Here is a 25352-nt window from a genome sequence, read left to right as displayed (position 1 = left end):
GAACAGGGTTCAGGCCGGAATCGAGGTGTTGAGGGCCAGGGCGTGGATGGCCTCGCTGGCCAGCTCACTGCGCAGGGCTCCGTAGACGAGCTGGTGCTGCTTCACCCGGCTGAGACCGGCGAAGGCCGCCGAGACGACGCTCACCGAAAGGTGATCGCCACCACCGGTGAGGTCCTCCACCGCGACGACGGCATCGGGCAGGGCCTGGGTGATGGCGGAGCGGACCTGGTCGGGATGGACCATGCAGACCGGGGACGCGGCAACGGCCGCAGAATCTAGGCACCCGCGCTCGCGATCTGGCTGGCGCTGGGTGCGGCAGGTGCTGCGAACGGTCGAAACCGGATCAGCGACCGGGAGACGGCGCGGGGGCGCCGGCGGCGGCGTAGGGGGTGGAGACGAAGCCCAGCTCCAGCAGGTTCTGGTAGGCCTTCTGGCCCATGGCGCTGGCGGGGGTCATGATCTGCACCACCTCCACCAGCAGGGGCACGGCCACCTCGGGCTGGTTCTGGCGGCGCAGCAGGGCGGCCAGGCGCAGGTTGATGCTGGCCTGCAGTTCCAGGGCTTCGCGGCCCTTCTGGTCCATCTCACGGGGAATGCGGGCATCGAGACCGCGGAAGGCACCGCTGAGGTTGCGGTAGAAGCGGGTCAGGCTCTGGGAGCCGGAGCGGGCCTGGTCGTAGGCGGCGCGGGCCTCGGCCAGGCGGCCGGCGGCGGCGGCGGCATCGCCCTGGGCCACCTTGGCGTTGATCGCCGCCAGGTTGAGGCCTGTCGTGCCGGACTCCAGCACCTTCTGGGGCTCCTCCTGGGCGGCCGCGGGACTGCTGAGGGCGGGGCTAAGGGCCAGTGCAGCAGCCGAAGCGGCGGCCAGGGCGGCAAGGCTAAGGGCTGCGAGGGGCCGGCGCACGGCAACTCCGATGAGGTGAAAAAACTCTACGGGCCCTCAAGGGGACGCCCCACCAGCCGGCGGGCCGCTTCCTCAGCTGATCGCATTGCGGCCGCCAGCTCCCGGTTCAGATCGGCCGCCGCCTGACGGCCCACTCCCGCCAGCGTCAGCGGGGGCGCGAAGCAGAGGGCGGCGCGGTCCCCGAAGCGGGGCTTGCCATGGCCGTAGGCCAGGCCCACCGGCACCACGGGCACCGACACCCCCTGGCCCACCGCCAGGGCCGCCAGCCGCGCCAGGCCTGGCATCAGCCGCAGGGCACCCTCACCGTCCTGAATGATCCGGCCCTCGGGGAACACCACCAGCTGCTGGCCGGCCTGAAGCAGCTCCACCGCAAAGCGCAGCGAGGCCGCCGCGGGCTTGCGGGGGTTGACCGGGAAGCAGCCCAGCCGATGCAGGAACCAGCCCTGCAGCCCCACCATCTCGTCGCTGCTGACCATGAAGCGGCAATCGCGGCCGCTGACGCGGCGGCCGGCGGCGTGGGGCAGCATCAGCGCGTCCCAGCGGGAGCGGTGGGTGGGGGCCAGCAGCACCGGCCCGGAGCGCGGCAGGTGCTCGGCCCCCTGCACGCTCACGCCAGCGCGAAAAAAGCCCCGCAGCGCCACGTCCTGGGTGAGCACCATCGCCAGGGGCGCCAGCCAGGGGTTGATGCCGTTGCAGAGGCTGCGCTCCCGCTCGCTCAGGGCCAGGGAGGTGGCCGCCTCGGCCTTGGGGGTTGGCGGTACGGGAGGCGGCAGTGGCTCGACCCTGGTCTGGTTGGCCATCGTCGGGGCTGTCATCTGCGCCTGGTGGGCCGTCATCCGCGCCTGAACTGAACTGTGGGCCTGAACTGAACTGTGGGCCTGAACTGAACTGTGGGCCTCAGCCAAGAACTGGGCCTCGGCCAAGAACTGGGCCTGGACGCCGCCCTCGGCGTGGTTCGCAACCTAGGGGCCACCAGGCGGCCGAGGGAGAGGGTGCGGGCAGTTGCCGGCGCGGCCCCCCTGGCCAACAGTCCGCACGGCGAGCTCCGCGCTCCGACCAGGCGATCCATAGGATCCGGACTCGCCCCATCCCCGGTGCCATGGCCAGCCTCGGCGTGAACATCGATCACATCGCCAACGTGCGCCAGGCCCGCCGCACCGTTGAACCAGACCCGGTGACCTACGCCCTGTTGGCGGAACTGGGCGGGGCCGATGGCATCACCGTGCACCTGCGCGAAGACCGGCGCCACATCCAGGACCGGGATGTGGAGCTGCTGCGCCAGGTGGTGCGCAGCCGCCTCAACCTGGAGATGGCCGCCACCCCCGAGATGGAGGCCATCGCCCTGCGGCTCCGGCCCGACATGGTGACCCTGGTGCCCGAGAAACGGGAGGAAGTCACCACGGAGGGGGGGCTGGATGTGGGAGGCCAGCAGGCGCCCCTCCAGGCTCTGGTGGGCCGCCTGCAGGACGCCGGCATCGGCGTGAGCCTGTTCGTGGATGCCGAGGCGCGCCAGCTGGAGGCCTGCCAAGCCACCGGCGCCCGCTGGGTGGAGCTGCACACCGGCACCTACGCGGAGGCCAGCTGGAGCCGGCAGCCCCTGGAGCTGGCCCGACTCACCGAGGGCAGCTTCATCGCCCGCAGCCTCGGCCTGCGGGTCAATGCCGGCCACGGCCTCACCTATCAGAACGTGGAGCCAGTGGCAGCCATTGAGGGGATGGAGGAGCTGAACATCGGCCACACGATCGTGGCCCGGGCCCTGGCGGTGGGCCTGCAGCAGGCCGTGAGCGAGATGCGGGCCTTGGTTCAGAATCCCCGCCGGGACCCCCTGTTCGGCAACACCGCCCCATGACCCAGTACCACTTCGTGGCCGCCAGCGAGGCCTTCCTCACTGTGGAGGAGCCCCTCGATGAGGTGCTCAGGGAGCGCGTGCGCCACTACGGCGAAACCGGCAAGGCGATCGACTTCTGGCTGGTGAAGCGCCCGGCCTTCCTCGAGGCCCCCGAACTGGCGAGCGCAGCTGCCGGCGTACCCCGGCCGGCGGCTGCGGTGGTGTCCACCGATGCCAAATTCATCGAATTCCTGAAGCTGCGCCTCGAATTCGTGGCCAGGGGCAGCTTCGAGGCACCCAGCCCCGCCATCGCGGACGCCCTGGCCAGCGTCGGCTGAGCCGCTCAGGGCGGAGAAGCTCAGAGCTGCGAAGCTCAGAACAGCCCGAGGAACTTCTTGCGCGGTGCTTCGCCCTCTGGAGCGGAGGACTCGCCGGGCTTGCCAGGCGCGGGGCGGCCCTGCTGGCCGTCCTGCTGATAGCGGGGCTTGGAGTCGCCCACGGTGAACACCGCCTCCTTGTTCTTCCACCAGATCCAGTCGCGGATCGGCGGGGTGCTCAGCAGGTCGCCGCGGCTGAGGCCCAGACCCAGCTTGCGGGAGGCATCGAGCAGCACCTCAACCATCGCGTCGCCGTCGGCGCAGCGGGCCAACGCCTCGTTGGTGCGCTTGGCCCCATCGAGGGCCTTCACCAGGGCGTCCACCCGGCGGCCCACGGGCAGGGACTTGAGATCCTGCACCGGAGGGGTTGGGGCTGGAGCCGATGCAGCCGCGGCCTGCGGATCCTGGACGTCGGGAAGCGGGGCTTCGGGATCCATGGCTACCGCGCCTCCGGCCGCTGCTGCCTGTGGGCGCAAGTTACCAGCGATGCCGAGCCACTGCCGAGCCGGCAATCCGCCTAGCTGGGGGCTGACAGATGGGGGTGTCGGAGGCAACACTGGTCCTAACGCGTCCGATTCATGGCGTCCCCAAGCAGCAGCTCACGCCATTGGGTGATCGGCGATGTCCATGGCTGTGATGCCGCCCTTGAGCGGCTGCTCGACGTGCTGCCGGCCCAGGACCGGCTGGTGTTCTGCGGCGATGTGATCAATCGGGGCCCCGGGATCGGGGCCACCATGGAGCGCGCCTGGGGGCTGGTGCAGCGCGGCCGGGCCGTGTGGCTCAAGGGCAACCACGAACAGGAACTGGTGCAGGCGCTGCAGCGCGGCAGCTGGCGCGCCCAGCAGGGTCTGGCCGGCTGCGACACCTATCGCCACCTCGGCGATCGCCTCTGTCGCGCCTGGCAGGAGCGGCTCGACCACCTGCCCCTGGCCTACTGGGGCGACGGCTGGGTCGCCACCCACGCCGGCTTCGACCCGATCACCTGGCAGCCGGATCTGACGATCCGCATGGCCTTCTGGGAGCACTACGACGGCCGCTTCGGCCAGGTGGTGATCGGCCACACCCCCGGGCCCCATGTGCGGCATCTGCGCCACATCGTGATGGTGGACACCGGAGCCTGCTACGGCGGCGCCCTCAGTGCCTACTGCCCGGAAACCGGAGACGTGGTGTCCGTGCCAGGTCTGCGGGCCGGCGACCAGCCCCTGGGTCTGGAGCCCTGGCCGGGCATGGGTCGCTACTCCCTGCAAGCCCCCAGCCTGAGCCGCGGCTGACCCTTGCTCACGGTCTACCGCAGCAATCGGGCTGAACTGCTGGCCCAGCTCCTGGCAGCCCGTCTACGGATCAGTCCGCCCGGGCCCTTCGAGCAGGTGCAGGTGGTGGTCAACACCTGGCCCACCAGCCGCTGGCTGGGGGAACAGCTGGCGCTCGGGCTCGGCAGCGGCGCCGCTGGTTTCGCCGACGGCATCGCCGCCAACCTGCGCTTTCCCTTCCCCGGAAGCCACCTGCGCCAGCTGGTGGAGGCCGTGCTGCAGGACGGGGAAGGGGGAAGTGCAGCTGCCGCCGATCCCTGGCGCGCCAGCCAGCTGGTGTGGCCGCTGCTGGAGCTGCTGCCAGACCTGGTGCAGCAGGGCGAGGCGACGCTGCTGCGCCAGTGGCTGCAGCAGCGGGGCCATGGCGAAGGACCAGAAGGCCACGCCTCAGGGGGCATGGCCCTGGGCCACCTGGACCGTCCCCTATGGCAGCTGGGCCGGGCCATCGCCGATGCCTTTGACGACTACACCCTCTACCGCCCGGCGATGCTCGCCGCCTGGAGTGCCGGCCAGCGGCTGGATGGGCGCGGCCAGCCCCTGCCGGCCCTGCAGCAGTGGCAGCCGCTGCTGTTCACCCGGCTGACGGAGCGGCTGGGACGGGCGCCTTTCGGGCTGCGGGTGGCCGACGCCATCGAGCGGCTGCGCCACTGGCCCCGGGAGCGGCCGATCCCAGGCCTGGAGAGCGGCAGCCCCCTGCGCCTGTTTGGCCTGAGCAGCATGGCGCCGGTGCAGGTGGAGTTGCTGCAGGCCCTCTCCGGTCGTCTTGAGGTGGAGCTCTACCTGCTCACCCCCTGCCGCGCGCTCTGGCAGCGGCTAGGTACGGACGGTGGCGGACTCAGCGGAGCGGGCCTCGATCCCCTCGGGGAGGACTGGCTGCTGCAGGTCCCCGGCCTGGAGGCTCGCTTCGGGCGGCTGGGGGCCGAGTTCCAGCAGTTGCTGGAGGGCTCGGGCGACACCCAGCTCGGCGCCTGGGAGGAGCGCGACCTGTTCCTGGGTGCCGCCTCCCTGGCCCGGGAGCAGCAGCATCGGGAACCCACCCTGCTGGAGCAGCTGCAGCAGCGGCTGGTGGATCCGGACGAGGCCGAGCCGCTGCAGCTGGCCGCGGGCGACCCCTCCGTGGAGTTCCACGCCTGCCCGGGCCGGCTGCGCCAGGTGCAGATCGTGCGCGACCGCATCCTGCAGCTGCTGGCCGCCGATGCCAGCCTGGCCCCCCGCGACATCCTGGTGATGACGCCCCAGGTGGATGCCTTCGCCCCACTGGTGGGAGCCGTCTTCGGCGACGGCGAGGCCACCGGGGTGGAACTCCCCTGGCGGCTCACCGACCGCAGCCAGCAGAGCGAGGCCGGCATCAGCAGCGGCCTGCTGGCCCTGCTGGAGCTGGGGGGCGAACGGCTCACGGCCTCGGCCTTGGAGGGGTTGATGGCCTGCCGGCCCCTGCTGGAGCACCGCCAGGTGCCGCCCGGTGAGGCCGGCGCGATCACGGAGCTGCTGCAGCGCGCCGGCTTCCGCTGGGGCCTCGATGGTGCCGCCCGCGGCGGCGATCCGACCCACAGCCTGGCCTGGGCCCTGGACCGGCTGGTGCTCGGCCTGGTGCTGCCGGAGCAGCCCGGCCTGGCACCGGCCGGGACCGCGCCGCTGGCCATGGCCGGCAGCCTGGAGCAGCAGGGCCGCTGGTTGCACCTACTGCAGGGCCTGAGGCGGGCCCTCGATCAGCTGGCCCGGCCCCGCACCCCGGCGGCCTGGGCTGCGCTGCTGCGGCAGCTGCTGGCGGATCTGTTCGGCCAGGGCGGCGAGCGGGCCTGGGAGCTGCAGGCGATCCACGCGGCCCTCGCCGACTGGGTGGAGCTGGCCGCCGCCAGTCCGCTGCAGCTGGAGGCGCCGGTGGTGGCGGAGGTGCTGGGGGAGCGCCTCAGCGCCGACAGCGGCCGCTTCGGCCACCGCAGCGGCGCCCTCACCATCAGCGCCCTGGAGCCGATGCGGGCCATCCCCCACCGGGTGATCGTGCTGATGGGCCTGGATGCCGGCAGCTTCCCCCGCCAGCGGGAGCGCCCCGGCTTCCACCTGATGGAACAGCAGCGCCAGCTGGGGGACCCCAGCCCCGGCGACCAGGACCGCTACGTGCTGCTGGAGAGCCTGCTCTCGGCCCGGGACCACCTGCTGATCAGCTGGAGCAGCCGCGACGAGCGCACCGGCGAGGCCCTGATGCCCTCCACTCCCGTGCGCCAATGGCTGGCGCTGCTGGAGCAGGAGCTGGGTTCCGGAACCATGGCGCGGCTGCGGCGGGACCACAGTCCCAATCCCCTGGAGCGGCGCAACTTCCTGGCGGAGGGACCCTGGCCGCCCGCCAGCTGCGACCGGCGCCTGCTGAAGGCCCGCCAGCTGCTGGATGGGCGCGGCGCCAGCCCGCCCCAGCCCCTGGCCGCCGGTCCAGCCCCTGGGCCCGGCAGCCTGGCGGATCCCGAAACCGAGGCCTTCAGCGACCTGCAGCACTGGCTACTGGCCCCCCAGGAGAGCTGGCTGGCATCCCTGGGCCTGAAGCCAAAGGAATGGGGCCTGCAGGTGCAGAACCTTGAACCCCTGGCCCTGGAGGAGCGCAGCCGCTCCGCCCTGCTGCGCCAGGAGCTCGAGCGGAGCGCCGCCCCCGGCGAAGGAGCCCCCGACTGGGTGCGGCTGCAGCGGGGGCAGGGGGTGTTGCCGCCCCACGCGGCCGGCCAGCTGGAGGCCCAGCAGCTCACCAGCCGCTGGAGCTCCCTGCGGGACTGCCTGGCGGAGCTGGGGGAGGAGCGGCTGGAGACCGCCCGCCATGGTGAGCAGGCGGCGGAGCTGCGCTGGCGTGGCGACGCCCTAGTACTGGCCCATACCGCCAAGGTGCGCAGTCGCCAGGTGCTGCAGCTGTGGCTGGAGCTGGTGCTGGCCGCGGCCGCCGGCCAGGCGCCGGCGCGCGCTGTGTTGATCGGCCGCGACGGGCCGCGCTTCCGCGTGGTGGGGCGCTTCGGGACCCCACCGGCCGCCGCGGCCCGGGAGCAGCTGGAGCGGCTGCGGGCCTGGCGGGAGCAGTTCCGACACCGCTGCTGGCCCGTGCCCCCGGACACGGGTTGGGCCTTCGCGGCCGCCGAAGCCAGGAAGCCCGGATCGGGCTTCATCAAGGCGGCGGCGGCCTGGGAGGGGGGCTTCCAGGGGCCGGGCGAGCGCGACCAGGAGGCCCAGGCCCTCTGCTTCGGGGCTTCGCTGCCGGCCCGGGAGCTGCTGGGGGAAGCCTTCGCGCAGTGGGCCCTGGAGCTCTGGCAACCCGTGCTGGCCCTGTACGAGGAGGTGAAGCCGTGAGCCCCGCCAGCCCCGCCCTGCAGCCGTTCGAGGCCAACTGTTTCCCGCTGGATCCGGGCGTGCGGCTGCTGGAGGCCAGCGCCGGCACCGGCAAGACCTTTGCCCTGGCCCACCTGGTGCTGCGGCTGGTGACCCGCCCCGAGGCTCCCCTCACCCTTCAGGAGCTGCTGGTGGTGACCTTCACCGAGGCCGCCGCCGCCGAGCTGCGGGACCGGATCGCCCTGCGCCTGCAGCAGGCCCTGGCCCTGGTGGAGGGCAGCGCCAGGCTGCCTGGATCCGGCGCCCCCGATCCGGAGGTCCCTGACCCTGGCGGCCAGCAGCCCGATCCGGTGCTGCTGGCCTGGCTGGAGCAACAGCACGACGGCCAGCGGCTGCGCGGCCAGCTGCTGCTGGCCCTCGAGCAGCTCGATCGGGCCGATATCACCACGATCCACGGCTTCTGCCGCCGCACCCTGCAGCGCCGCTCCCTCGAAGCGGGCCTGGGGCCGGCCGTGGAGCTGGAGAGCGACGACGGGGAGCGGCGGGCCCAGGTCTGCCACGACTACTGGCAGCAGCAGGTGCTACCCGTTCCCCCGGCGCTGCTGGCGGGCCTGCGGCAGCGGGGGCTCGACCCCCAGGTGCTGGAGAAGCTGCTGCAGCGGCTCGACGGCGATCCCGCCCTGGAGCTGGATCCCCTGCCGGCGGAGCTGGATCTGGAGCAGCCCCTGGCCCCCCAGCTCGACGGGCTCTGGCCCGGGCTCTGGGAGCGGTTCCAGGCCGAGTGGCAGCAGCGGGGGGCGGCCCTGGAGCAGGCCCTCTGCGCCGCCGCCGCCGACCTGAAGCAAGCCGGGGCCAAATACGACCCCTACGTGCTCAAGCCCAGCGGGCGGGACGCGCAGGTGAGCACCTGGATCGCGGCCCAGAACGGGACGGTGCCGGGCTACGCGGAGGTGCTGGACTTCAGCAACAGCGCCAAGAAGAGCCGCGAAAGCCTGCTGCTCGACGTGTTCCACCCCGGTCCCTACGTCAAGGCCACGGCGCCGATCGAAGGGGAGGGCAGGCCCCTGCCGCAGGCGCCGCTGCTGCGGGCGGTCGCCGAGCTGGTGGATGGGCCCGCCGAGCGGCTGCTGCTGCACTTCGGCCACTGGGGCCGCCGCGAGCTGGCCCGGCGCCGCGGCCGCAGCGGCCGTATGGGATTCGGCCAGCTGCTCGAGGGCCTGGATCCCGGGGCGGACGGCGGCCAGGGCACCCTGATCGCGGCGGTGGCTGAGCGCTACCGCGTGGCCCTGATCGACGAGTTCCAGGACACCGATCCGATCCAGTGGCGCATCCTCGAGCGGGCCTTCACCGCCGCGGCCGGTGAACCGGCGCGCCACCTGCTGGTGATGGTGGGTGACCCGAAGCAGGCCATCTACCGCTTCCGCGGCGGCGAGCTGGCCACCTACCGCCAGGCCCGCGAGCGGGCCGACGCCTGCTACGGCCTCACCCAGAACCGCCGCTCCTCCCAGGGGCTGGTGGCGGGGTTCAACGCCTTGATGGTGCCCGCTGGCCTGCGGCGCTCCGAACTGGCTGTGCCGGCGGTGGAGGCCTGCGCCCGCAAGGGGGAGCTGCTGCTGCCGGCGGGCGAAGCGCCGCTGCAGCTGCTGGAGCTGGACAGCGAGACCCTGCCGGAACAGGTGGCAGGCCTCTGCCTGGATCTGCTGCAGCGCCGCCTGCTGCTGCGGCAGCCCGGCCCGGAGGGCACGGCGGGCCGCGAACGGCCACTGGAGCCTGGCGATCTCTGCCTGCTGGTGGCCCGCCACAGCCAGGCGGAGGAGCTGCGGCGGGCCCTGGAGCGCCGCCACCTGCCCAGCCGGCTGGTGAGCCGCGGTGATGTGTTCGCCAGCGAGGGGGCCACGGGCCTGCAGCGGCTGCTCGATGCCCTGGCGGATCCAGGCCACGCCGGCCGGCTGCGGCTGCTGGCGGCCTCAGCGCTGCTGGGCTGGTCGGCCGAGCGGATCGCCACGGCACCACCGGAGGCCTGGGATGCGCTGGCCGATGCCCTCAGCCGCCTGGCCGTCGCCCTGCCGCGCCAGGGGCTGATGGCGGCCCTTGGCCAGCTGCTGCGCACCGAGGGCCTGGCCCGGCTGTCGCTGGGGGGGCGGGCCCTGGCCGACCTGCAACAGGCGGCGGAGCTGGCCCAGGAGCACATGCACCGCCACGGCCTCACGGCTGCCGCCGCGGCCGACTGGCTGCGGCGCCTTCGGCTCGATCCCGACCGGGAGGTGCCTGAAGCCCACCAGCTGCACAGCGCCGCCGCCGATTCCTCGATCGCGGTGGTGACCGTGCACCGCAGCAAGGGTCTGGAGTACCCGGTGGTGATCTGCCCCTATCTGTGGATGGCGCCCCAGCCCCCCACCAGCGCCAGCCGCGAGCTCGGGCGCCGCTGGCGGCCGCGGGATAGCCGGGCGGCGCGCCTGGATCTGCACCTCAGTCCCCATTGGGGGGTGGGCCGCCAGGCGGCCCTGGAGCACCAGCTCGCCCAGGAGCAGGAGAGCGAGCGCCTGGCCTACGTGGCCGCCACCCGGGCCCAGCACCTGCTGGTGCTCGGCTGGCGGCAGGAGAAGAAGCACGCTGCCAATCCCCTGGCCCCCTGGCTGCTCGACACCGCCGGCGTCCTGCGGACGGACCTGCCGCTGCATCGCCTCGATCCCACCCCACTCCCCGCCCCTGAGCGGCACTGGAGCCCGCAGGCTCCCGAGGGCGCCCTCAGCTGCGGGCCCATCCCCCAGCACCGGCTCGACACCAGTTGGGGCCGGGCCAGCTATTCCAGCTGGGCCCACAGCGCCAGCCCCTTGCCGCCCCAGGCCGCCGAGGAGGGGCGCGACACCGATGCCCTCAGCCGCGACAGCGAGGTCCTCGCCCTGGCGAGCGACCAGGCGCCGATCCCCCCCGCCCCGGATGCATCCCTGGAGCGCCGGGGTCCCCTGGCGGACTTTCCCCGCGGTGCAGGCCCCGGCGAGGCCCTGCACGCCATCCTCGAGCAGATCGATTACCGCCAGGAGTCCGGCCACCCGGGCACGGTGGCCGTGGTGAACCGGGAGCTGGGGCGGGCCGGCCTGGACCTGGCCCTTGCTGGTCCCCTGCTGGAGGGCCTCGAGCGACTGCGACTCACGCCCCTCGGCGGCCCCCTCGGCCAATTCCGCCTGGCGGATCTGGAGCAGCGGCAGCGGCTCAACGAGATGAACTTCGATCTGCCCCTGGCGGTGCCCGCGGGCGCGGGGATGGGTGCGGCCAGCGGGGAGTCCGCCCTGCGCCAGTGCGTCACGGCCCGGGCCCTGGCGGAGGTGTTCGCCGCCCATCCCAGCGGCCTGTTCGGCACCGGCTATGCCAGAGCCCTCTCCCGGCTGGAGGTGGCCAGCCGCGGCTTCCTCACCGGCTCGATCGACCTGGTGTTCCGCTGCGGCGAGCGCTGGTGGGTGGCCGACTGGAAGAGCAACTGGCTGGGGGAGCGCGACGCCAGCGGCCAGCCCCTGGCTTGCGGCCCGGCCCACTACGACCAGCTGGCGATGGCCGAACTGATGGCCGCCAACCACTACCCGCTTCAGGCCCACCTCTATCTGGTGGCCCTGCACCGCTACCTGCGCTGGCGCATGCCCGGCTACGCGCCGGAGCGTCACCTGGGCGGCTATGCCTACGTGTTTCTGCGCGGCGCGCCCGGCCCCACCACGGCGGACCCCGTGCCGGGGATGCTGGTGGAGCAGCCGCCGCTGCAGCGCCTGCTGGCCCTCGACCAGCTCCTGCAGGAGGGCGCCCGATGACGCGGAAACCACAGACAGCGCCGGACCTGCCGGCAGCACCGGATCCACAAGCAGACCCTCCAGGGTTCCAACCGCCGGCCGCCCAGCCGGCCCGGGCTGAGGCCCAGGCCCTGGGGCCTCTGGCCGCTGCCCTGCTCGAAACCCTGCCGCGGCTCTATGGAGGAGCCGGTGATCCCCTGCTGCTGGAGCTGATCGCCGCCCTGGCGGCAGCCCTGGAGCGGGGCGAGCTGGAGCTGGCGCTGGCGGGGCCGGCGCCCGCGGAGGTGGCGGCCCCGCACTGGCCGGAGGGCCACCGCCGGACCCTGGAGGATTCGCCGCTGGTGGTGCGCGCGGAGGCCCTGGCCCAACCCGGCGAGGCCCTCAACGGGCACCCCGCAGACCCAACGACCCCGATCGAGGCACCGCTGGTGCTGGATGGGGACCGGCTGCGCTGGCGCCGCTGGCACAGCCAGCTCGAGGCGGTGCTGGCGACCCTGGCCGAGCGCGCCGCCGCGCCGCTGGAGCCGCCGCTGCCGCCCGAGACCATCGAGCGCGCCATGGCCACAGCCGCCGGCCATGGCCTCGACCGCCAGCAGCAGCGGGCCGTGGCGGCTCTGCTGCGCCATCGCCTCGTGCTGCTCGGCGGCGGCCCCGGCACCGGCAAAACCAGCACCGTCGTGCAGATGCTGGGGGCCGCCCTGGCCGTCGATCCGATGCTGCGGCTGCACCTGGCGGCCCCCACCGGCAAGGCCGCCACCCGCCTGCAGCAGGCCCTGGCGGCGGGCTCCGGCCGGCTCGATCCCGCCATCGCGGCCCGGCTGGAGCGCGCCCCATGCACCACCCTGCACCGACTGCTGGAGAGCAACGGCGAGCGCTTTGGCCGTCACCGCCGCAATCCTCTGGGTCTCGATCTGCTCGTGGTGGATGAGGTGTCGATGGTGGATCTGCCCCTGATGCAGGCCCTGCTGGATGCCCTGCCGGCCCGCTGCCAGCTGGTGCTGGTGGGGGATCCGGCCCAGCTGGCGCCAGTGGGCCCCGGGGCCGTACTGCTGGAGCTGCACCGGCCCGCCCGCCAGGTCGCCCTGGGGGAGACGATGCTGGAACTGACAACGACCTACCGCAACAACGGCGCCCTGGCACGGGTGGCGCAGAGCCTGCGGCCTGGATTGCCACCGGGCGAGGCGCCGCCACTGCTCGTGCAGCTGCAGGATCTCTCCCCCGCGGACAACCTGCGCTGGCACCGGCTGCCGCTGAACCGTGCGCCCCAGCCGGCCCTTGAGCGATTGCGCGCCCACCAGCAGCGGCTGCGGGCCCTGGCGCTGGCGCTGACCTGGCCCGAAGCCTCCGCCGAAGCCAACGCCGATCTCAGCCCGGATTCCCCCGCCACGGGGGCGCCCACCCAACCGCCGCTTGCCGGTGGAGTGGAAGCGCTGTTGGCGGAGCTGGAGGCCTGCATCCTGCTCAGCCCCGTCCGCCAGGGGCGCTGGGGGGTGGAGGAGATCCACCGCCAGCTGCTGGGGGATAGCTTGAGCCGCCCGCTGCAGCACTGGCCCCTGGCCACGCCGGTGCTGAACCAGCGCAACCTGCCGGAGCAGGGCCTGGCCAACGGCGACATCGGCGTGCTGGTGGAGCGCCGGGGCGAGCGGCTCGTGCTGTTTCCGGGCCCGAGGCTGCTGCACCCAGCCCGGCTGGTCGGCGCGGAACCGGCCCTGGCCCTGACAGTCCACAAGTCCCAGGGCAGCCAGTACGGCGAGGTGCTGCTGTTGCTGCCCCCCAGTCGCCACTGGGATCCGCGGCTGCTCTACACCGGACTCACCCGCGCCCGCCTGCAGGCCAGCCTTTTCACACCGCCGGATCCGGAGTGGCTGCTGCCCTGAGCAGGGCACCCCATCGCGCAGCAGTGGGGCGGCGTCCGCCGGGTTGGGCCGGTCTGAAGATGGTGCAGCCTGCCTAAGGTCCAGGCACTGCCGGGCCTGTCCGACACCGCTCCATGTGTGAGCCCAGCAATCCTTCGGCCGATCCTTCAGCTCCTCAGGAGAGCGGCGAGCGGGTCTTGCGGCCCTGGGGTTGGTTTGAGGGCCTGGGCGGCGGTGAGGGCTATCGGGTCAAACGGCTCTGGATCCAGGCCGGCGCCCGCATCAGCCTGCAGCGTCACCACCACCGCAGCGAGCACTGGGTGGTGGTGGCCGGTTCGGGCCTGCTCGAGTGCGATGGCCAGCAGCATGAGGCGAGCCCCGGCACCGTGTTGATGGTGCCCTGCGGCGCCATCCACCGCGCCACGGCCGGCGCCAGCGACCTGGTGATCGTGGAGGTGCAGCGGGGAGCCGATCTGCGCGAGGACGACATCGAGCGCTTCGCCGACGACTACAACCGGGCCTGATGGGGTGCTTCGGGCCAGGTGTTAAGGTTGTCTTTCACCCTTTGTGAAGGGCAAGGCAGTTTTCTGATCCGCGACCGCACCAGCCGTCCGCAGATTCATCGGCACCCAGGCCATGGATCCACGCAACGGCTCACCTCGGTGCTCGCAGTGATCCACGGGTGTCTGCCGGCCTGCGACGAAGGAATCAACAGGCCCAGACCTAACCAGTGACCCATACCTCCGTCGAGAGCTTCAGCTGCTCTGTGGATCTCAGCGTGTCGGAACACGTATCCGAACAGCTCTCCGAAACGCTCTCGGACCAGGGCGTCATCCTCCGCGACCAGATCGAAACCACCGTGGTGACCAGCGCCACGGTGAGCCAGTCCGTCGTGACCAGCAGCGACAGCGATGTGCTGGAGACCACAGCCAGCGCCGTCCTCAGCGAGGACATCGACGCCAGCGCCACCCCAGCCCCAGCCAGTGGCTTCTCCGGCTTCGGCTTCGGCCCCGAACTGCTCGAAGCCCTGGCGGCCATTGGCTACCAGGAGCCCTCGCCGATCCAGAAGGCCGCCATCCCCGAGCTGATGCTGGGCCGTGACCTGGTGGGCCAGGCCCAGACCGGCACCGGCAAGACCGCGGCCTTCGCCCTGCCGCTGCTCGCCGCCCTCGATCCGGCCCAGCGCACCCCCCAGGTGCTGGTGCTGACCCCCACCCGTGAGCTGGCCATCCAGGTGGCCGAGTCCTTCAACAGCTACGCCGCCAAGCTGCCGCACCTGCGGGTGCTTCCCATCTACGGCGGCGCCGATTTCCGCGACCAGATCGCCCGACTCAAGCGCGGCGTGCAGGTGGTGGTGGGCACCCCCGGCCGGGTGATGGACCATATGCGCCAGGGCACCCTCGACCTGTCCGGGCTGCGCAGCCTGGTGCTCGACGAAGCCGACGAGATGCTGCGCATGGGCTTCATCGACGACGTGGAATGGGTGCTGGGTCAGCTGCCCGAGAAGCGCCAGGTGGTGCTGTTCTCGGCCACCATGCCCGCCGAGATCCGCCGCATCTCCCATCAATACCTGAACGATCCGGCCGAGATCACGATCAAGACCAAGGGGTCGGATTCGAGCCGCATCCGCCAGCGCTACATCACGGTGAACGGCCCCCAGAAGCTGGAGGCCCTCAGCCGCGTGCTCGAGGCGGAAACCAAGGAGGGGGTGATCATCTTTGCCCGCACCAAGGCGATCACCGTCACTGTGGCCGAATCCCTTGAGGCCAAGGGCTACGACGTGGCCGTGCTCAACGGCGACGTAGCCCAGAACCAGCGCGAACGCACGATCGAGCGGCTCAAGAGCGGCAGTGTCGATGTCCTCGTAGCCACCGATGTGGCCGCCCGCGGCCTGGATGTGGATCGCATCACCCTGGTGGTGAACTACGACATCCCCTTCGATTCAGAGGCCTACGTGCATCGCATCGGCCGCACCGGCAGGGCCGGCCGCACCGGCGACGCGATCCTGTTCATCACCCCGCGGGAGCGCCGTTTCCTCGGCGGCCTGGAGCGGGCCGTGGGCCGGCCGATCGAGCCGATGGAGGTGCCCAGCAACGCCACCATCAACCAGAACCGCCTCGATCGCCTGCGGGACCGGCTCACCAAGACCCTGGCCACCAGCTTGGTCGAGGCCGATCCTGGCCAGCAGTCCAACCGCGACCCCAAGGCGGAAGAACGGGCCCTGCTCTCCGAAATCCTGCAGCGCGTCGCCCGGGAGCAGGGTGTCAGCGGCGACCAGCTGGCCCTGGCCGCCCTGCAGCTGGCGGTGGGTGAGCAGCCCCTGCTGGTCCACGGCGATGAGAACTGGCTGCGCCAGCTCCCCGGCGCCCGCGATAGCCGCCGGGGTGAGCGGGAACGCGGCGATCGCCCCGGCCCCGCCGACGCTGGCGCCGCCCGCCGCGGCCCCCGTGAGCAGGCCGGCCCGCCGGAAGGTCACATGGAGCGCTTCCGCATCGAGGTGGGCTGGCAGGACCGGGTCAAGCCGGGCAACATCGTCGGCGCCATCGCCAATGAGGCCGGCCTGAATGGTCGCAGCATCGGCCGCATCCAGATCTTCGACAGCCACAGCATGGTGGATCTGCCCAAGGGCATGCCCGAGGACGTGTTCACCTCGCTCAAGCGCCTGCGGGTGATGAACAAGGAGCTGCAGATCAGCCGCGTGCGGATCTGAGCCCCAGTCCCCTGGGGCTCAGGGGTCTGGCGTCGGCGGGATCAGTCCCTGTCCGGAAGCCATAACCGAGCGAGCCCCGGCTGTCCGCCTGGCTGGCCGCGACGGGCCTGGAGATCCACCCCCTCCAGGCCCCAGAGCGAGGCTCAGGAGCAGAGGCCGGTGACTTCACCGATGGAGAGCACGCTGACCTGCTCCAGGCTCAGCTGCTCAACGGCCGCAATCAACGTGGCCTGAACAGCCTCGCTTTCGCAGGCGACCAGGCTCTGCAGGAGGTCAAAGCGATCCTGGTGATTGAGCTCACCATCGTCGCGCCAGGCCAGACTCCAGGGAACGGGTGCCGTCATCGCAGGACTCGGTAACGGGTGAGGATTCTCTGACAATGGGACAGTAGTCGGGCGAGCGGGGCTTCCTTCCGCTTCGCTTCGCTTCTGCTTCAAGCCTCGTTACATGGAGCTTCCCCTGCGGGCGCACCAGGCCCCGAACGGCCTGCGGCCACTGGCTGGACGCCGCGCTGACCCTGTAGGCTTGGCCCTGATTCCAAGGCTTTCAGGCTCCACTCGGAACCGCAGCATCCACGAATCAGTTCCAGGTTCCGCTAAAGGAATGACCATTTACGTAGGCAACCTCTCGTTCCAGGCCGAACAGGAGGATCTGCTCGATCTCTTCAGCCAGTACGGCGAAGTCTCCAAGTGCAGCCTTCCCCTCGACCGCGAGACCGGGCGCAAGCGCGGTTTCGCCTTCGTGGAGATGGCCAACGACGCCGATGAGCAGAAGGCCATCGACGACCTCCAAAACGTGGAGTGGATGGGCCGCATGATCCGCGTCAACAAGGCCACCCCCCGTGAAGGTGGCGGTGGTGGCGGCGGCGGCGGCCGCGGTGGTTACGGCGGCGGCGGCGGTGGCAACCGCGGCGGTGGCTATGGCGGTGGTGGCGGCGGTCGCGGCGGCTATGGCGGCGGCGGCGGTGGCGGCTACGGCGGTGGCGATGCTGGCGGCTACGGCGGCGGCGGCAACCGCTGGTGAGCATCCCCCGTTGACATCCCTCCCCCCGGACGCGCCAAGGCGAGTCCGGGGGTTTCTTTTGGGGGGTGCAATCTGAATGGCCTCCGGCTACGCGGTTCCTCCCAGCCCAGCCCTTTAAATGGCGCCTAATCCGCCGGCCCCAGGCCGCCGTTCCCATGGCCCCAGCCCTCGCCGGCCCGCCCCGCCCCCAGCCCCCGGCCCTGCGGCGGCTGCTGACCAACCTGCGGCCCCACCGCCGCCTGGTGTGGCTGGCCTGCAGCTGCTCGGTGCTCAACAAGCTGTTCGATCTGGCGCCGCCGGTGCTGATCGGCCTGGCGGTGGACGTGGTGGTGAAGCAGAACACCTCCTGGCTGGCCGCCTTCGGCTTCGTGTCGGTGCCGAGCCAGCTGGGGGTGCTGGCGGTGCTCTCCTTCCTGATCTGGAGCGCCGAGTCGCTGTTCGAATACCTCTACGCCCTGCTCTGGCGCAACCTGGCCCAGACCGTGCAGCACGAGCTGCGGCTGGAGGCCTACGACCACCTCCAGAAACTGGAGATGGGCTTCTTCGAGGCCAGCAGCAGCGGCCGGTTGATGGCGATCCTCAATGACGACATCAACCAGCTCGAGCGCTTCCTCGACCACGGCGCCAACGAGCTGCTGCAGCTGATCACCACCGTGCTGGCGATCGGGGGGGCGATGCTGTGGCTGTCGCCCATGGTGGCGGGGGTGTCGTTCCTGCCGATCCCGGTGATCCTGTGGGGGTCGCTCAGCTTCCAGAAACGCCTGCAGCCCCGCTACCGCGAGGTGCGCGAAAAGGCCGGAGACCTGGCCAGCCGCCTCAGCAACAACCTCGGCGGCATGCTCACGATCAAGAGCTACGCCGCCGAGGCGTGGGAGTGGGAACGGCTCCGAATCGAGAGCGACGCCTACCGCAGCAGCAACCGCCGCGCCATCCGCCTCTCGGCGGCCTTCATTCCCCTGATCCGCTTCGCGGTGCTGTTCGCCTTCCTGGCGATCCTGGTGATCGGTGGGCTGCAGGCCTGGCAGGGGGCCATCGCCGTGGGCACCTATTCGTTTCTGGTGTTCATCACCCAACGGCTGCTCTGGCCCCTGACCACCCTGGGCCGCACCCTCGACGACTACCAGCGGGGCATGGCCTCCACCCAGCGGGTCCTGGATCTGCTGGAGACGCCGATCGCCATCCCCGATGGCCATCGTCCCCTGCCCCTGACCGCTGTGCGGGGGGAGCTGGAGTTTGCCGGGGTGGGCTTCGGCTACGCCGGCCGGGAACCGCTGCTGGAGGACTTCAACCTGCGGGTGCCGGCCGGCAGCACCGTGGGGATCGTGGGCGCCACCGGCTCGGGCAAGAGCACCATCGTGAAGCTGCTGCTGCGGCTGTACGACGTGCAGCGCGGCGAGATCCGCCTCGACGGCCTGCCGATCCAGGAGCTGGAACTGGGCGACCTGCGCCGCGCCATCGGCCTGGTGAGCCAGGAGGTGTTCCTGTTCCATGGCACGGTGGCCGAGAACATCGCCTACGGCAGCTTTGACGCCTCCCGCGAGGCGATCGCCCGGGCGGCCCAGCTGGCGGAGGCGTCACGCTTCATCGAGGCCCTGCCCCACGGCTACGACACGGTGGTGGGGGAGCGGGGCCAGCGGCTCTCGGGCGGTCAGCGCCAGCGCATCGCCCTGGCCCGGGCCATCCTCAAGGACCCGCCGGTACTGATCCTCGATGAGGCCACCGCCGCCGTGGACAACGAGACCGAGGCGGCGATCCAGCGCTCCCTCGACACCATCACCCGGCACCGCACCACCCTGGTGATCGCCCACCGCCTCTCCACCGTGCGCCACGCCGATCGGATCGTGGTGATGGACCACGGCCGCATCGTCGAGAGCGGGCGACACGAACAACTGATCGGGGCCGGCGGGGCCTACGCCAACCTCTGGAGGGTGCAGGCTGGTCTGCGCGACGGCGAGGCCCTCAGCCTCTGAGGCCTGCGGCGCCACCGGGCCAGACCGTACCCCCGGGTCGGGAGATCCCTACCAGCGCAGGGCTTCTGCCCACCATCAGCCCTCCATAGGCTCAATCCATCGTGTTGTTCCCCAGCCGTGATGGAAGGGTCCTTTCCCGGCCCCCAGGCCGTCCCCGAGGCCATCAGCTTCCGCCAGCTCAGCAGCCTGCTGGAGAACGCCGCGGCCGATGGGTCCACAGCGGGTGAAGCCAGCGAAGGGCAGCTGGCCCAGCTGGAGCGGCTCCTGGAGGCCTATGCGCGCATCGGCCGCACCGTGCTCGACCAGCTGGACCAGGACAGCGGCGAGCTCCAGGCCAACCGCACCACCCAGCAGCTGATGGCCCTGGGTGCCCTCGGCGCCCACATCCGCATGGGCCTCCATGCCCTGGCCGCCAGTCGGTCGTGAACCGGGCTCGGCGATCCGAGGGTCCGCTGCGGACCAGGTTCGCCCAGCACCGGCCAGCCCAGAAACTGACCGCCTGCTAGGTCGCAGAATGCAGCGGGTCAAGAGGCATGAAATAAGTTTTGAGAATGAAGAGTCCCGCCCTGAAGATGTCCCAGGCTCCCCGCCGCGATGGCCGCACTCCGGTGCTGCTCGCGGCTGCGATTGGCCTGGGGGGCGGACTGCTGCTGGCGGCCCCCCTCACCGAGCTGCTCCAGGGCCAGCTGCAGGAGCAGACCAAGGCCCTGATCAACCCCTTCAGCGCCTGGGCCGGCCTGGGGGATCAGGAGGTGGTGATCCTGGGCACCGATGTGGGCGGCGGCAACACCGACGTGATGTACACCCTGCGGGTCAAGGACGGGGTCACTCACCTGACCCAGGTGCCGCGGGACACCTACATCGACTCCAGCAGCTTCGGGCCGCTCAAGGCCAATGCCCTCTACGCCATGGGCGGACCGGAGGCCGTGAAGGGCGAGCTCTCCCGCCACCTGGGCCGACCGATCGACCACCACATCCTGGTGAACCTGTCGGTGATCCGGCGCCTGGGCGATGCCCTCGGCGGCCTGGAGGTGACCGTGCCCAAGCGGATGTACTACACCGATAACACCCAGGGGCTCTACATCGATCTCCAGCCCGGTCTCCAGACCCTCAAGGGCCGCGATCTGGAGGGCTTCCTGCGCTTCCGGCACGACGAGATGGGCGACATCGGCCGGCTCGACCGCCAGAAGCTGCTGCTCAAGGCCCTGTTCCAGAAGATCACCACCCCCGAGAACCTGGTGAGGCTGCCTGCCCTGCTGTCGGCCGCCGGCAAGGACCTCAAGACCGACCTGGGCCCCATGGAACTGGGCGGTCTGATCACCGCCATGGGTGGCACCAAGCTCGATGCGGAGCGCCTCGGCGGCCGCCCCTTCGAGCGTGACGGCATCAGCTACTGGGAGGCCGAGTGGCCCGCCCAGGCCGCAGCAGGCGCGGCCGGGGCCGCCGCCGGGGCCACCAGCGACCGCTACCGCTTCCTGTTCTGATCCTGGGGGGTAGCGACTCAGCAGCCCCGGGTGTTCGGCAATCTCAGGGCTTCTCGGCAATCGCCGGCTGCTCGCCCGTGCCTGGCCGTACCGCCAGGTCAGCCACTTCGGCCCTGTAGGCCGCGGGCACCAGCACCAGGAACAGCCACCACCACAGCAGCACCCCCGCCGCCAGGGGCACGGTGATCCACCAGCGCCCCAGCAGGAACCAGCTGCCGGTGACCACCGCCACTCCGCTCAGCAGGATCGACCAGGGCTGACACCACCAGGGCTTGTGCTGCCAGAGGGAGTCGGGGGCCGTTGCCTCGTCAGCCATTGCGTCACTCAGCCATCGGGTCTGTCCGCGCCGCGGCGGCGCTCGCCCGCGCGCCGATCGCCAGCGGCGCGGCGCTCCCGGCCAGCCCCCCCATCTGCCCCAGCCCCATGGACGCCGTGGTGATGGGCGCGGTGATCACTGGGGGCGGCATCGGCGTGAGCTGCGACCTTGGGCGCGGCGATGGGGCCCTCGCCGTGGCCGTTTTCGCTGCTGGAGAGGGTGATCAGGGCCAGGCCCAGGGCCGCCAGCGCCAGCACAGGCGTGGAGGCCGCCACGGTGACGCCCAGGGAGGCGGTGAACCAGATCGAGGCGGCACTGGTGAGCCCATGGACCTGGGGCGTGCCGCGCTTGCGCGTACCCCGGTCCACCAGAATCTCGCCGGCGCCGAGGAAGCCCACGCCAGTGGCCACCCCCTGGATCGCGCGGCTGCGGGCCTGGGGATCACCATCCAGGCCCGCCGCCGCCAGCACCATCAGGCAGGCGCTCAGCCCCACCAGCACGTGCACCCGCACCCGGTTGGGATGGGGCGCCTGGGTGTGGCGGGCGCGGTTGAAGCCCACGGCCAGACCGCAAAGCACGGCCAAGCCCATGCGCAGCAGGGCTTCAAGGTCCGGGGTGAGCTGCATGACCGGCATGCTCCCATGGTTAGGGCGGCAAGCCGGCGGGCGCCATAGGCTCCGGGCACCTTCGGGCCGTGGCCATCGGTGGATCCCCAGCTGCTGCGCCACAGCCTCAAGCTGGCGGTTGCCGCCCTGCTCACGGCCGCGGTGGCGATGTGGTGGGAGCGCATCGCCTTCCTCTGGTATCCGCTGCTGGCGGTGGTGGTGGTGGTCGACGACAACGACGACCAGACCCTGCGATCCGCCAGCGGCCGCATCCTGGGCACCCTGACGGGGGGCCTGGTCACCTTTGTGGTGCACACGGTCCTCGACGGCTGGATCGGGGTGCTGGTGTCGCTGCTGATCCTGCTGCCGCTGCTGCGCTGCTGCGGCTGGCAGGCCTCCGCCGGCACCGCCACCCTGGTGAGCGTGATGTTCCTGAGCGTCGCCCACTACGCCGCCCTCGACTGGACCTACGTGCTGGACCGCAGCCTGGACACGGCCGTGGGCTGCCTGATCGCCATCGGTGTGGGGCTTCTGTTCTGGCCCCGCAACGGCCTGCACCAGCTGCAGCAGCTGGAGGAGCAGCTGCGCGCGTCCCTGGCCGGGCAGCTGGGCCATTACGACCGCTGGCTGCGGGGTGAGGCGGGGCGCCCCCAGCCCCTGGCCGTGTCCCCCCTCAGCGAAGCCCTGCTGCGGATGGAGCAGCTGGTGCAGCAGGAGCGGCGCGGCCCCCACCGCCGGGGCCTGGCAGGTGGCCGCTGGCCCCAGCGCCTGCTGCTCTGGCAGGCAGTCCATCACCACTGGATCCAATGGGAACGGCAGCTGGGCGGGCTGGAGCTTCCCGGCAGCCCAATCGCCGATCCAACGATCCCCGGCCGCATCGCCGATCAACCGATCGCCGGTCGCGTCGCCGGCCCCCTGCAGGCCAGCATCGCGGCCATGGCCGACCTGCTGGAAGGGGGCCCCCCCATCGGGCCGGAGCGCCGCCCAGGCACCTGGCAGGCGCTGGCCGCCGCCGCGGGTCTGCCGCTGCTGCCGCTGCTGGCCCTGGCGGAGGAGCAATACCCCCTGCAGGCGAGCCTGAGCAGCCTGGCCCTGCTGCGCCGCGCCACCAACGTCGCCCCACGGGCGGGATCTGGGATTCGGACAACCGGAGCAGCTGGCGGCCCCCGGGAGGCGCTGTGCTGATCACGCGCTCCGAGCTGCGGCTGGCCCTCACCGCTGGCCTGGCCAACGCCTTCAGCCAGCTGGGGGGCCTTCCCTACGGCTACTACATGCCCCTGGCGGTGCTGGCGGTCTGCACCGGCTCCTACGGCGGCTCCCTGGCCCTGGGGCGCCAGCGGCTGCTGGGATCGGTGCTGGGGGCGGCCGTGCTGCTGGTGGCCTCGGCTGGACTGGGCAGCCTGCCGCTGCCGCTGGGGATCGCCATCGCCCTGGGTGGGCTGCGGCTGCTGGGCGGAGCCCTGGGGCTGCAGGTGGGCTACAAGGTGGGCGGCATCGTGCTGGTGATGGGCTGGGTGGTGCACGACAGCCAGCTCGGCACCTGGGTTCCCCTGCGCCTGTTCTGGACCGCCCTCGGCATCCTCTGGGCCCTGCTGAGCCTGCGCCTGTTCTGGCCGGCCCGGGCCCTGGATGCCGCCCACCGCGACTTCGCCACACTGGTGCTGGCCCTGGCGAACCAGCTGGAGCAGCGGGCCGAATCGGTGGGGCCGACAGGGTCGGATCGGAGGGCGGCACCGCCACCCTCCAGTGCCGGCCTGCGCAGCCAGCTGGTAGGGCTGCGGCGGCAGATGCAGACGGTGGCCGCGGAACTTGGCAGCAATCCCCAGCACCACCCCAGCTACAGGCACCTGCAACGGCTCGACGTGGCCTGCTCCCGCCTGATCGGCGTGGTCGATGGCCTGGGGCGCCAGGCGCCAGCAGCCACCGAACCGTCACGGCAGGGGCAAGCCACTCTGGAGCACCTGCACCGGGGTGAAGCCGAGCTGCTGGCCTGGCTCGCCTTGCGGTTGCGCCACTGGGCTGGGGCTCTGACCAGGAGCGGTGCGGGCCGTTCGGCCTCAGCAGGACGCAGCGCACAGCGCCAGCCTCTGGATCCCCCAGCCAGCTGGTTGGCCGTGGAGAGCTGGCTGCTGGCCCCGGCCCTCGCCACCGCTGGGGATCCGGGTGAACTCGAGCTACCGCAGCTGGAGCGCATCGCCACCCGTCTGATGCTGTGCCGCCAGGCCCTCGCCAGCGTGGCCCGCCTGGAGCAGGGCTGGCCAGAGCTTCAGTCGGGCCGGGAGGCCAGCCAGCGCTCAATCCGGTAGCCCAGCAGCACAAGCAGCACCACCAGCCAGAACCAGAGCTCCGGTGGGTTGGCATTGCAGAGCACGATCAGCAACACCAGCTCACTGACCAGCCAAGGCAACTCCTGACGCAACAGCGGGTTTCGGAACCTCGGGCGGGGAAAGGCCATGGCAATCAGGGCAGGGCGCCGGGCTGGCGCAGGAACGGCCTGTTCCAGAGGCTGTCGATTCTCAGGCTGCGGTACCCGCCAGTGAGGGAGCGCAGGCCCGGAATCACATAGCTGATCGGACTCCGCCATTCCACATAGGCATGGCTACTCACGGTGAGTCCTTCGCGCACCGGGAAGACCCCACTGCCACCGGAGAGTGTCCAGCGGTAGCCATCGGTGCTGCGGGGGTCGCGAAGGAGGCGTATATCGGCGCGCATCACCGGCCCACCCTTGCTGAGTTCCCGGGCCAGCTGCGGGTTGCCGATCGTCGTCGAGATGTCGTCCTCGGTGGCAGGCAGGGTCAGGACCCGGCTCACCGTGCCCACGATGCCCCCGAAGCGCCCCCGCTGGTTCCACATCGGGACCACCTCCACCGGCAGCCCCAGGGGCAGGCGCCGGGCATCGGCGGGATCGAAGTAGGCCACCGCCATCAGCGGAGGCTGCTTGGCACCGGGCGCGATGGGGCGGCCGATGGTGCCCAGCCGTTGCCCGGTGCCCACGGTCTGACCGGGAATCACCTGCAGGTCGAGCACGGTGCCGTCCCGTTCGGCCTCGACCTGGCCGTCGTAGGCGATCCTGGCTTCGGTGACCCGGATCTGGCGCTTGAGATCGTCGATCTCATAGCGCCGCTGCTGGGCCTCGCTCTCGATCTGGAGCTTCACCTTCTGGTAGTTGGTGAGCACCGTCTTCTCGTCGATTGCGACCTGGTCGAGATCGACGCCCGTGCTCGTGAAGCCCTGCTCCGCCGCCACCACGGCGTTGGAGAGCGGAGCCACCACCTCGCGCTTGGCCAGCCACTCCAGGCTGCTGAGCTTGTCGGCATAGGTGGTCTTCAGGCGCTGATAGCGACGGCGGTCGCCCTGCAGCTTGGCCAGGGCGGTGTCCACGCTCAGCTGCTCGCTGGTGAGCCGCAGCCGATCACGACGATCGAGATCGCGGTTGATGCGCTCCAGCTGGGCCAGGTTGCCCTTCTGCTGCTGCAGCTGCCGCTCCAGCACGGGGAGATAGAGCTCCATCAGCACCTGCCCCCGGCGCACCGCTTCGCCCACCTGGACGTGGAGGCGCCGCACCTGGCCACCGGCGCGGGCATCGAGGATGCCGGCGTCGTTGGGGTAGAGGAGCACCCCATGGCCCATCACCTCGGTGGGGACTGGCCAGAACAGCCCCCAGAGCAGCAGGGCCCCGCCCATGCCGGCCAGGCAGACCCCCACCTGGCCGTGCTCGCCGAGCCCCCGCCAGCGGCCATGCAAGCGCTGGGGCCACGCGGATTCGGGGGGAGGTGGAGACGGCACCATGGCGCCCAGCTTGGGGCAGGCTGACCCGATTGAAGCAAGGCCGGCAGAGGGCAGCGCCAGGAGTTCAAACGGCTCAGATCGATCGAGCAAACTGGGCG

The 25352-nt window shown here is 71.6% G+C and carries 23 protein-coding genes; 14 read left to right on the top strand and 9 right to left on the bottom strand.

Annotated features, from left to right (window positions below; translation table 11 throughout):
• Positions 1-9: 9 nt before the first annotated feature.
• The 3 genes from CJZ98_RS07700 to CJZ98_RS07690 form a co-directional block, all read right to left on the bottom strand.
• A complete protein-coding gene (locus tag CJZ98_RS07700) occupies positions 10-243 on the bottom strand; it encodes a BolA family protein (RefSeq protein ID WP_094590034.1) in 234 nt (77 codons plus the stop codon).
• Positions 244-343: 100 nt separating this feature from the next.
• A complete protein-coding gene (locus tag CJZ98_RS07695) occupies positions 344-904 on the bottom strand; it encodes a hypothetical protein (protein WP_198537566.1) in 561 nt (186 codons plus the stop codon).
• A 26-nt stretch (positions 905-930) separates the two neighbouring features.
• A complete protein-coding gene (locus CJZ98_RS07690) occupies positions 931-1719 on the bottom strand; it encodes a lysophospholipid acyltransferase family protein (protein ID WP_232756313.1) in 789 nt (262 codons plus the stop codon).
• Positions 1720-2003: 284 nt separating this feature from the next.
• Between CJZ98_RS07690 and CJZ98_RS07685 the strand changes: the two genes are divergently transcribed.
• Positions 2004-2753: a pyridoxine 5'-phosphate synthase gene (locus tag CJZ98_RS07685; RefSeq protein ID WP_094590030.1), complete on the top strand. Its 750-nt coding sequence runs from the start codon at positions 2004-2006 to the stop codon at positions 2751-2753.
• On the top strand, positions 2750-3070 hold the full coding sequence (locus CJZ98_RS07680; protein ID WP_094590028.1) for an MgPME-cyclase complex family protein: 321 nt from the start codon (positions 2750-2752) through the stop codon (positions 3068-3070). The genes CJZ98_RS07685 and CJZ98_RS07680 overlap by 4 nt, the downstream gene beginning before the upstream one ends.
• Before the next feature lie 35 nt (positions 3071-3105).
• On the opposite strand, the gene CJZ98_RS07675 is transcribed toward CJZ98_RS07680, so the two are convergent.
• Positions 3106-3546, bottom strand: coding sequence for a hypothetical protein (locus CJZ98_RS07675; protein WP_315855790.1), 441 nt, complete (start codon positions 3544-3546; stop codon positions 3106-3108).
• Between the two features lie 141 nt (positions 3547-3687).
• Here CJZ98_RS07675 and CJZ98_RS07670 point away from each other — a divergent pair, with 141 nt between their 5' ends.
• The 6 genes from CJZ98_RS07670 (at position 3688) to CJZ98_RS07645 (ending at position 16067) form a co-directional block, all read left to right on the top strand.
• A complete protein-coding gene (locus CJZ98_RS07670) occupies positions 3688-4380 on the top strand; it encodes a metallophosphoesterase (RefSeq protein ID WP_094590024.1) in 693 nt (230 codons plus the stop codon).
• Positions 4381-4383: 3 nt separating this feature from the next.
• On the top strand, positions 4384-7743 hold the full coding sequence (locus CJZ98_RS07665; RefSeq protein ID WP_094590022.1) for an exodeoxyribonuclease V subunit gamma: 3360 nt from the start codon (positions 4384-4386) through the stop codon (positions 7741-7743).
• Positions 7740-11522, top strand: a complete 3783-nt coding sequence (locus tag CJZ98_RS07660) for a UvrD-helicase domain-containing protein (RefSeq protein WP_232756312.1) — start codon at positions 7740-7742, stop codon at positions 11520-11522. Before CJZ98_RS07665 ends, CJZ98_RS07660 begins: the two co-directional genes overlap by 4 nt.
• Positions 11519-13378 (top strand): AAA family ATPase, encoded by a 1860-nt coding sequence (locus tag CJZ98_RS07655; protein ID WP_261348105.1) that lies wholly within the window; start codon positions 11519-11521, stop codon positions 13376-13378. Before CJZ98_RS07660 ends, CJZ98_RS07655 begins: the two co-directional genes overlap by 4 nt.
• Before the next feature lie 113 nt (positions 13379-13491).
• Positions 13492-13881 carry a phosphomannose isomerase type II C-terminal cupin domain gene (locus CJZ98_RS07650; RefSeq protein WP_094590021.1) on the top strand — a complete coding sequence of 130 codons (390 nt, stop codon included), beginning with the start codon at positions 13492-13494 and terminating at the stop codon, positions 13879-13881.
• 206 nt (positions 13882-14087) lie between these two features.
• Positions 14088-16067, top strand: coding sequence for a DEAD/DEAH box helicase (locus CJZ98_RS07645; protein WP_390625503.1), 1980 nt, complete (start codon positions 14088-14090; stop codon positions 16065-16067).
• Positions 16068-16210: 143 nt separating this feature from the next.
• On the opposite strand, the gene CJZ98_RS07640 is transcribed toward CJZ98_RS07645, so the two are convergent.
• On the bottom strand, positions 16211-16411 hold the full coding sequence (locus CJZ98_RS07640) for a hypothetical protein (RefSeq protein WP_094590019.1): 201 nt from the start codon (positions 16409-16411) through the stop codon (positions 16211-16213).
• 259 nt (positions 16412-16670) lie between these two features.
• On the opposite strand from CJZ98_RS07640, the gene CJZ98_RS07635 reads away from it, so the two are divergent.
• The 4 genes from CJZ98_RS07635 to CJZ98_RS07620 all read left to right on the top strand — a co-directional run bounded on the left by CJZ98_RS07635 (position 16671) and on the right by CJZ98_RS07620 (position 20544).
• Positions 16671-17090 carry an RNA recognition motif domain-containing protein gene (locus CJZ98_RS07635; protein WP_094590017.1) on the top strand — a complete coding sequence of 140 codons (420 nt, stop codon included), beginning with the start codon at positions 16671-16673 and terminating at the stop codon, positions 17088-17090.
• 155 nt (positions 17091-17245) lie between these two features.
• The gene (locus CJZ98_RS07630) at positions 17246-19060 is read left to right on the top strand and encodes an ABC transporter ATP-binding protein (RefSeq protein ID WP_094590015.1); all 1815 of its coding nucleotides are present in this window, start codon (positions 17246-17248) and stop codon (positions 19058-19060) included.
• Between the two features lie 120 nt (positions 19061-19180).
• Positions 19181-19486 carry a hypothetical protein gene (locus CJZ98_RS07625; RefSeq protein WP_094590013.1) on the top strand — a complete coding sequence of 102 codons (306 nt, stop codon included), beginning with the start codon at positions 19181-19183 and terminating at the stop codon, positions 19484-19486.
• A gap of 146 nt (positions 19487-19632) precedes the next feature.
• Positions 19633-20544: an LCP family protein gene (locus tag CJZ98_RS07620; RefSeq protein WP_094590079.1), complete on the top strand. Its 912-nt coding sequence runs from the start codon at positions 19633-19635 to the stop codon at positions 20542-20544.
• A gap of 43 nt (positions 20545-20587) precedes the next feature.
• Here the strand turns inward: CJZ98_RS07620 and CJZ98_RS07615 are convergent, their stop codons facing one another.
• A complete protein-coding gene (locus tag CJZ98_RS07615; protein ID WP_094590011.1) occupies positions 20588-20860 on the bottom strand; it encodes a DUF6737 family protein in 273 nt (90 codons plus the stop codon).
• An 8-nt stretch (positions 20861-20868) separates the two neighbouring features.
• The gene (locus tag CJZ98_RS07610) at positions 20869-21486 is read right to left on the bottom strand and encodes an MgtC/SapB family protein (RefSeq protein WP_232756311.1); all 618 of its coding nucleotides are present in this window, start codon (positions 21484-21486) and stop codon (positions 20869-20871) included.
• A 78-nt stretch (positions 21487-21564) separates the two neighbouring features.
• Here CJZ98_RS07610 and CJZ98_RS07605 point away from each other — a divergent pair, with 78 nt between their 5' ends.
• Positions 21565-22650, top strand: coding sequence for an FUSC family protein (locus tag CJZ98_RS07605; RefSeq protein ID WP_094590007.1), 1086 nt, complete (start codon positions 21565-21567; stop codon positions 22648-22650).
• Positions 22644-23771 (top strand): FUSC family protein, encoded by a 1128-nt coding sequence (locus CJZ98_RS07600; RefSeq protein ID WP_094590005.1) that lies wholly within the window; start codon positions 22644-22646, stop codon positions 23769-23771. Before CJZ98_RS07605 ends, CJZ98_RS07600 begins: the two co-directional genes overlap by 7 nt.
• Here the strand turns inward: CJZ98_RS07600 and CJZ98_RS07595 are convergent.
• Both CJZ98_RS07595 and CJZ98_RS07590 read right to left on the bottom strand, forming a co-directional pair.
• On the bottom strand, positions 23732-23920 hold the full coding sequence (locus CJZ98_RS07595) for a hypothetical protein (protein WP_094590003.1): 189 nt from the start codon (positions 23918-23920) through the stop codon (positions 23732-23734). The genes CJZ98_RS07600 and CJZ98_RS07595 overlap by 40 nt on opposite strands.
• 5 nt (positions 23921-23925) lie before the next feature.
• On the bottom strand, positions 23926-25254 hold the full coding sequence (locus CJZ98_RS07590) for an NHLP bacteriocin system secretion protein (RefSeq protein WP_232756310.1): 1329 nt from the start codon (positions 25252-25254) through the stop codon (positions 23926-23928).
• Positions 25255-25352: the final 98 nt, after the last annotated feature.

The sequence above is a fragment of the Vulcanococcus limneticus LL genome (assembly GCF_002252705.1).
Classification (GTDB): domain Bacteria; phylum Cyanobacteriota; class Cyanobacteriia; order PCC-6307; family Cyanobiaceae; genus Vulcanococcus; species Vulcanococcus limneticus.
The sequence above is the reverse complement of the archived record's forward strand: the minus strand, read 5'-3'. Positions and strand labels throughout refer to the sequence as shown.

Bases quoted from the DNA above. Each gene is read 5' to 3' on its own strand.
- CJZ98_RS07700 (WP_094590034.1), bottom strand. From the start codon at position 243: ATGGTCCATCCCGACCAGGTCCGCTCCGCCATCACCCAGGCCCTGCCC.
- CJZ98_RS07690 (WP_232756313.1), bottom strand. From the start codon at position 1,719: ATGACAGCCCCGACGATGGCCAACCAGACCAGGGTCGAGCCACTGCCG.
- CJZ98_RS07685 (WP_094590030.1), top strand. From the start codon at position 2,004: ATGGCCAGCCTCGGCGTGAACATCGATCACATCGCCAACGTGCGCCAG.
- CJZ98_RS07680 (WP_094590028.1), top strand. From the start codon at position 2,750: ATGACCCAGTACCACTTCGTGGCCGCCAGCGAGGCCTTCCTCACTGTG.
- CJZ98_RS07675 (WP_315855790.1), bottom strand. From the start codon at position 3,546: ATGGATCCCGAAGCCCCGCTTCCCGACGTCCAGGATCCGCAGGCCGCG.
- CJZ98_RS07670 (WP_094590024.1), top strand. From the start codon at position 3,688: ATGGCGTCCCCAAGCAGCAGCTCACGCCATTGGGTGATCGGCGATGTC.
- CJZ98_RS07655 (WP_261348105.1), top strand. From the start codon at position 11,519: ATGACGCGGAAACCACAGACAGCGCCGGACCTGCCGGCAGCACCGGAT.
- CJZ98_RS07650 (WP_094590021.1), top strand. From the start codon at position 13,492: ATGTGTGAGCCCAGCAATCCTTCGGCCGATCCTTCAGCTCCTCAGGAG.
- CJZ98_RS07640 (WP_094590019.1), bottom strand. From the start codon at position 16,411: ATGACGGCACCCGTTCCCTGGAGTCTGGCCTGGCGCGACGATGGTGAG.
- CJZ98_RS07635 (WP_094590017.1), top strand. From the start codon at position 16,671: ATGACCATTTACGTAGGCAACCTCTCGTTCCAGGCCGAACAGGAGGAT.
- CJZ98_RS07630 (WP_094590015.1), top strand. From the start codon at position 17,246: ATGGCCCCAGCCCTCGCCGGCCCGCCCCGCCCCCAGCCCCCGGCCCTG.
- CJZ98_RS07625 (WP_094590013.1), top strand. From the start codon at position 19,181: ATGGAAGGGTCCTTTCCCGGCCCCCAGGCCGTCCCCGAGGCCATCAGC.
- CJZ98_RS07620 (WP_094590079.1), top strand. From the start codon at position 19,633: ATGTCCCAGGCTCCCCGCCGCGATGGCCGCACTCCGGTGCTGCTCGCG.
- CJZ98_RS07615 (WP_094590011.1), bottom strand. From the start codon at position 20,860: ATGGCTGACGAGGCAACGGCCCCCGACTCCCTCTGGCAGCACAAGCCC.
- CJZ98_RS07610 (WP_232756311.1), bottom strand. From the start codon at position 21,486: ATGCAGCTCACCCCGGACCTTGAAGCCCTGCTGCGCATGGGCTTGGCC.
- CJZ98_RS07595 (WP_094590003.1), bottom strand. From the start codon at position 23,920: ATGGCCTTTCCCCGCCCGAGGTTCCGAAACCCGCTGTTGCGTCAGGAG.
- CJZ98_RS07590 (WP_232756310.1), bottom strand. From the start codon at position 25,254: ATGGTGCCGTCTCCACCTCCCCCCGAATCCGCGTGGCCCCAGCGCTTG.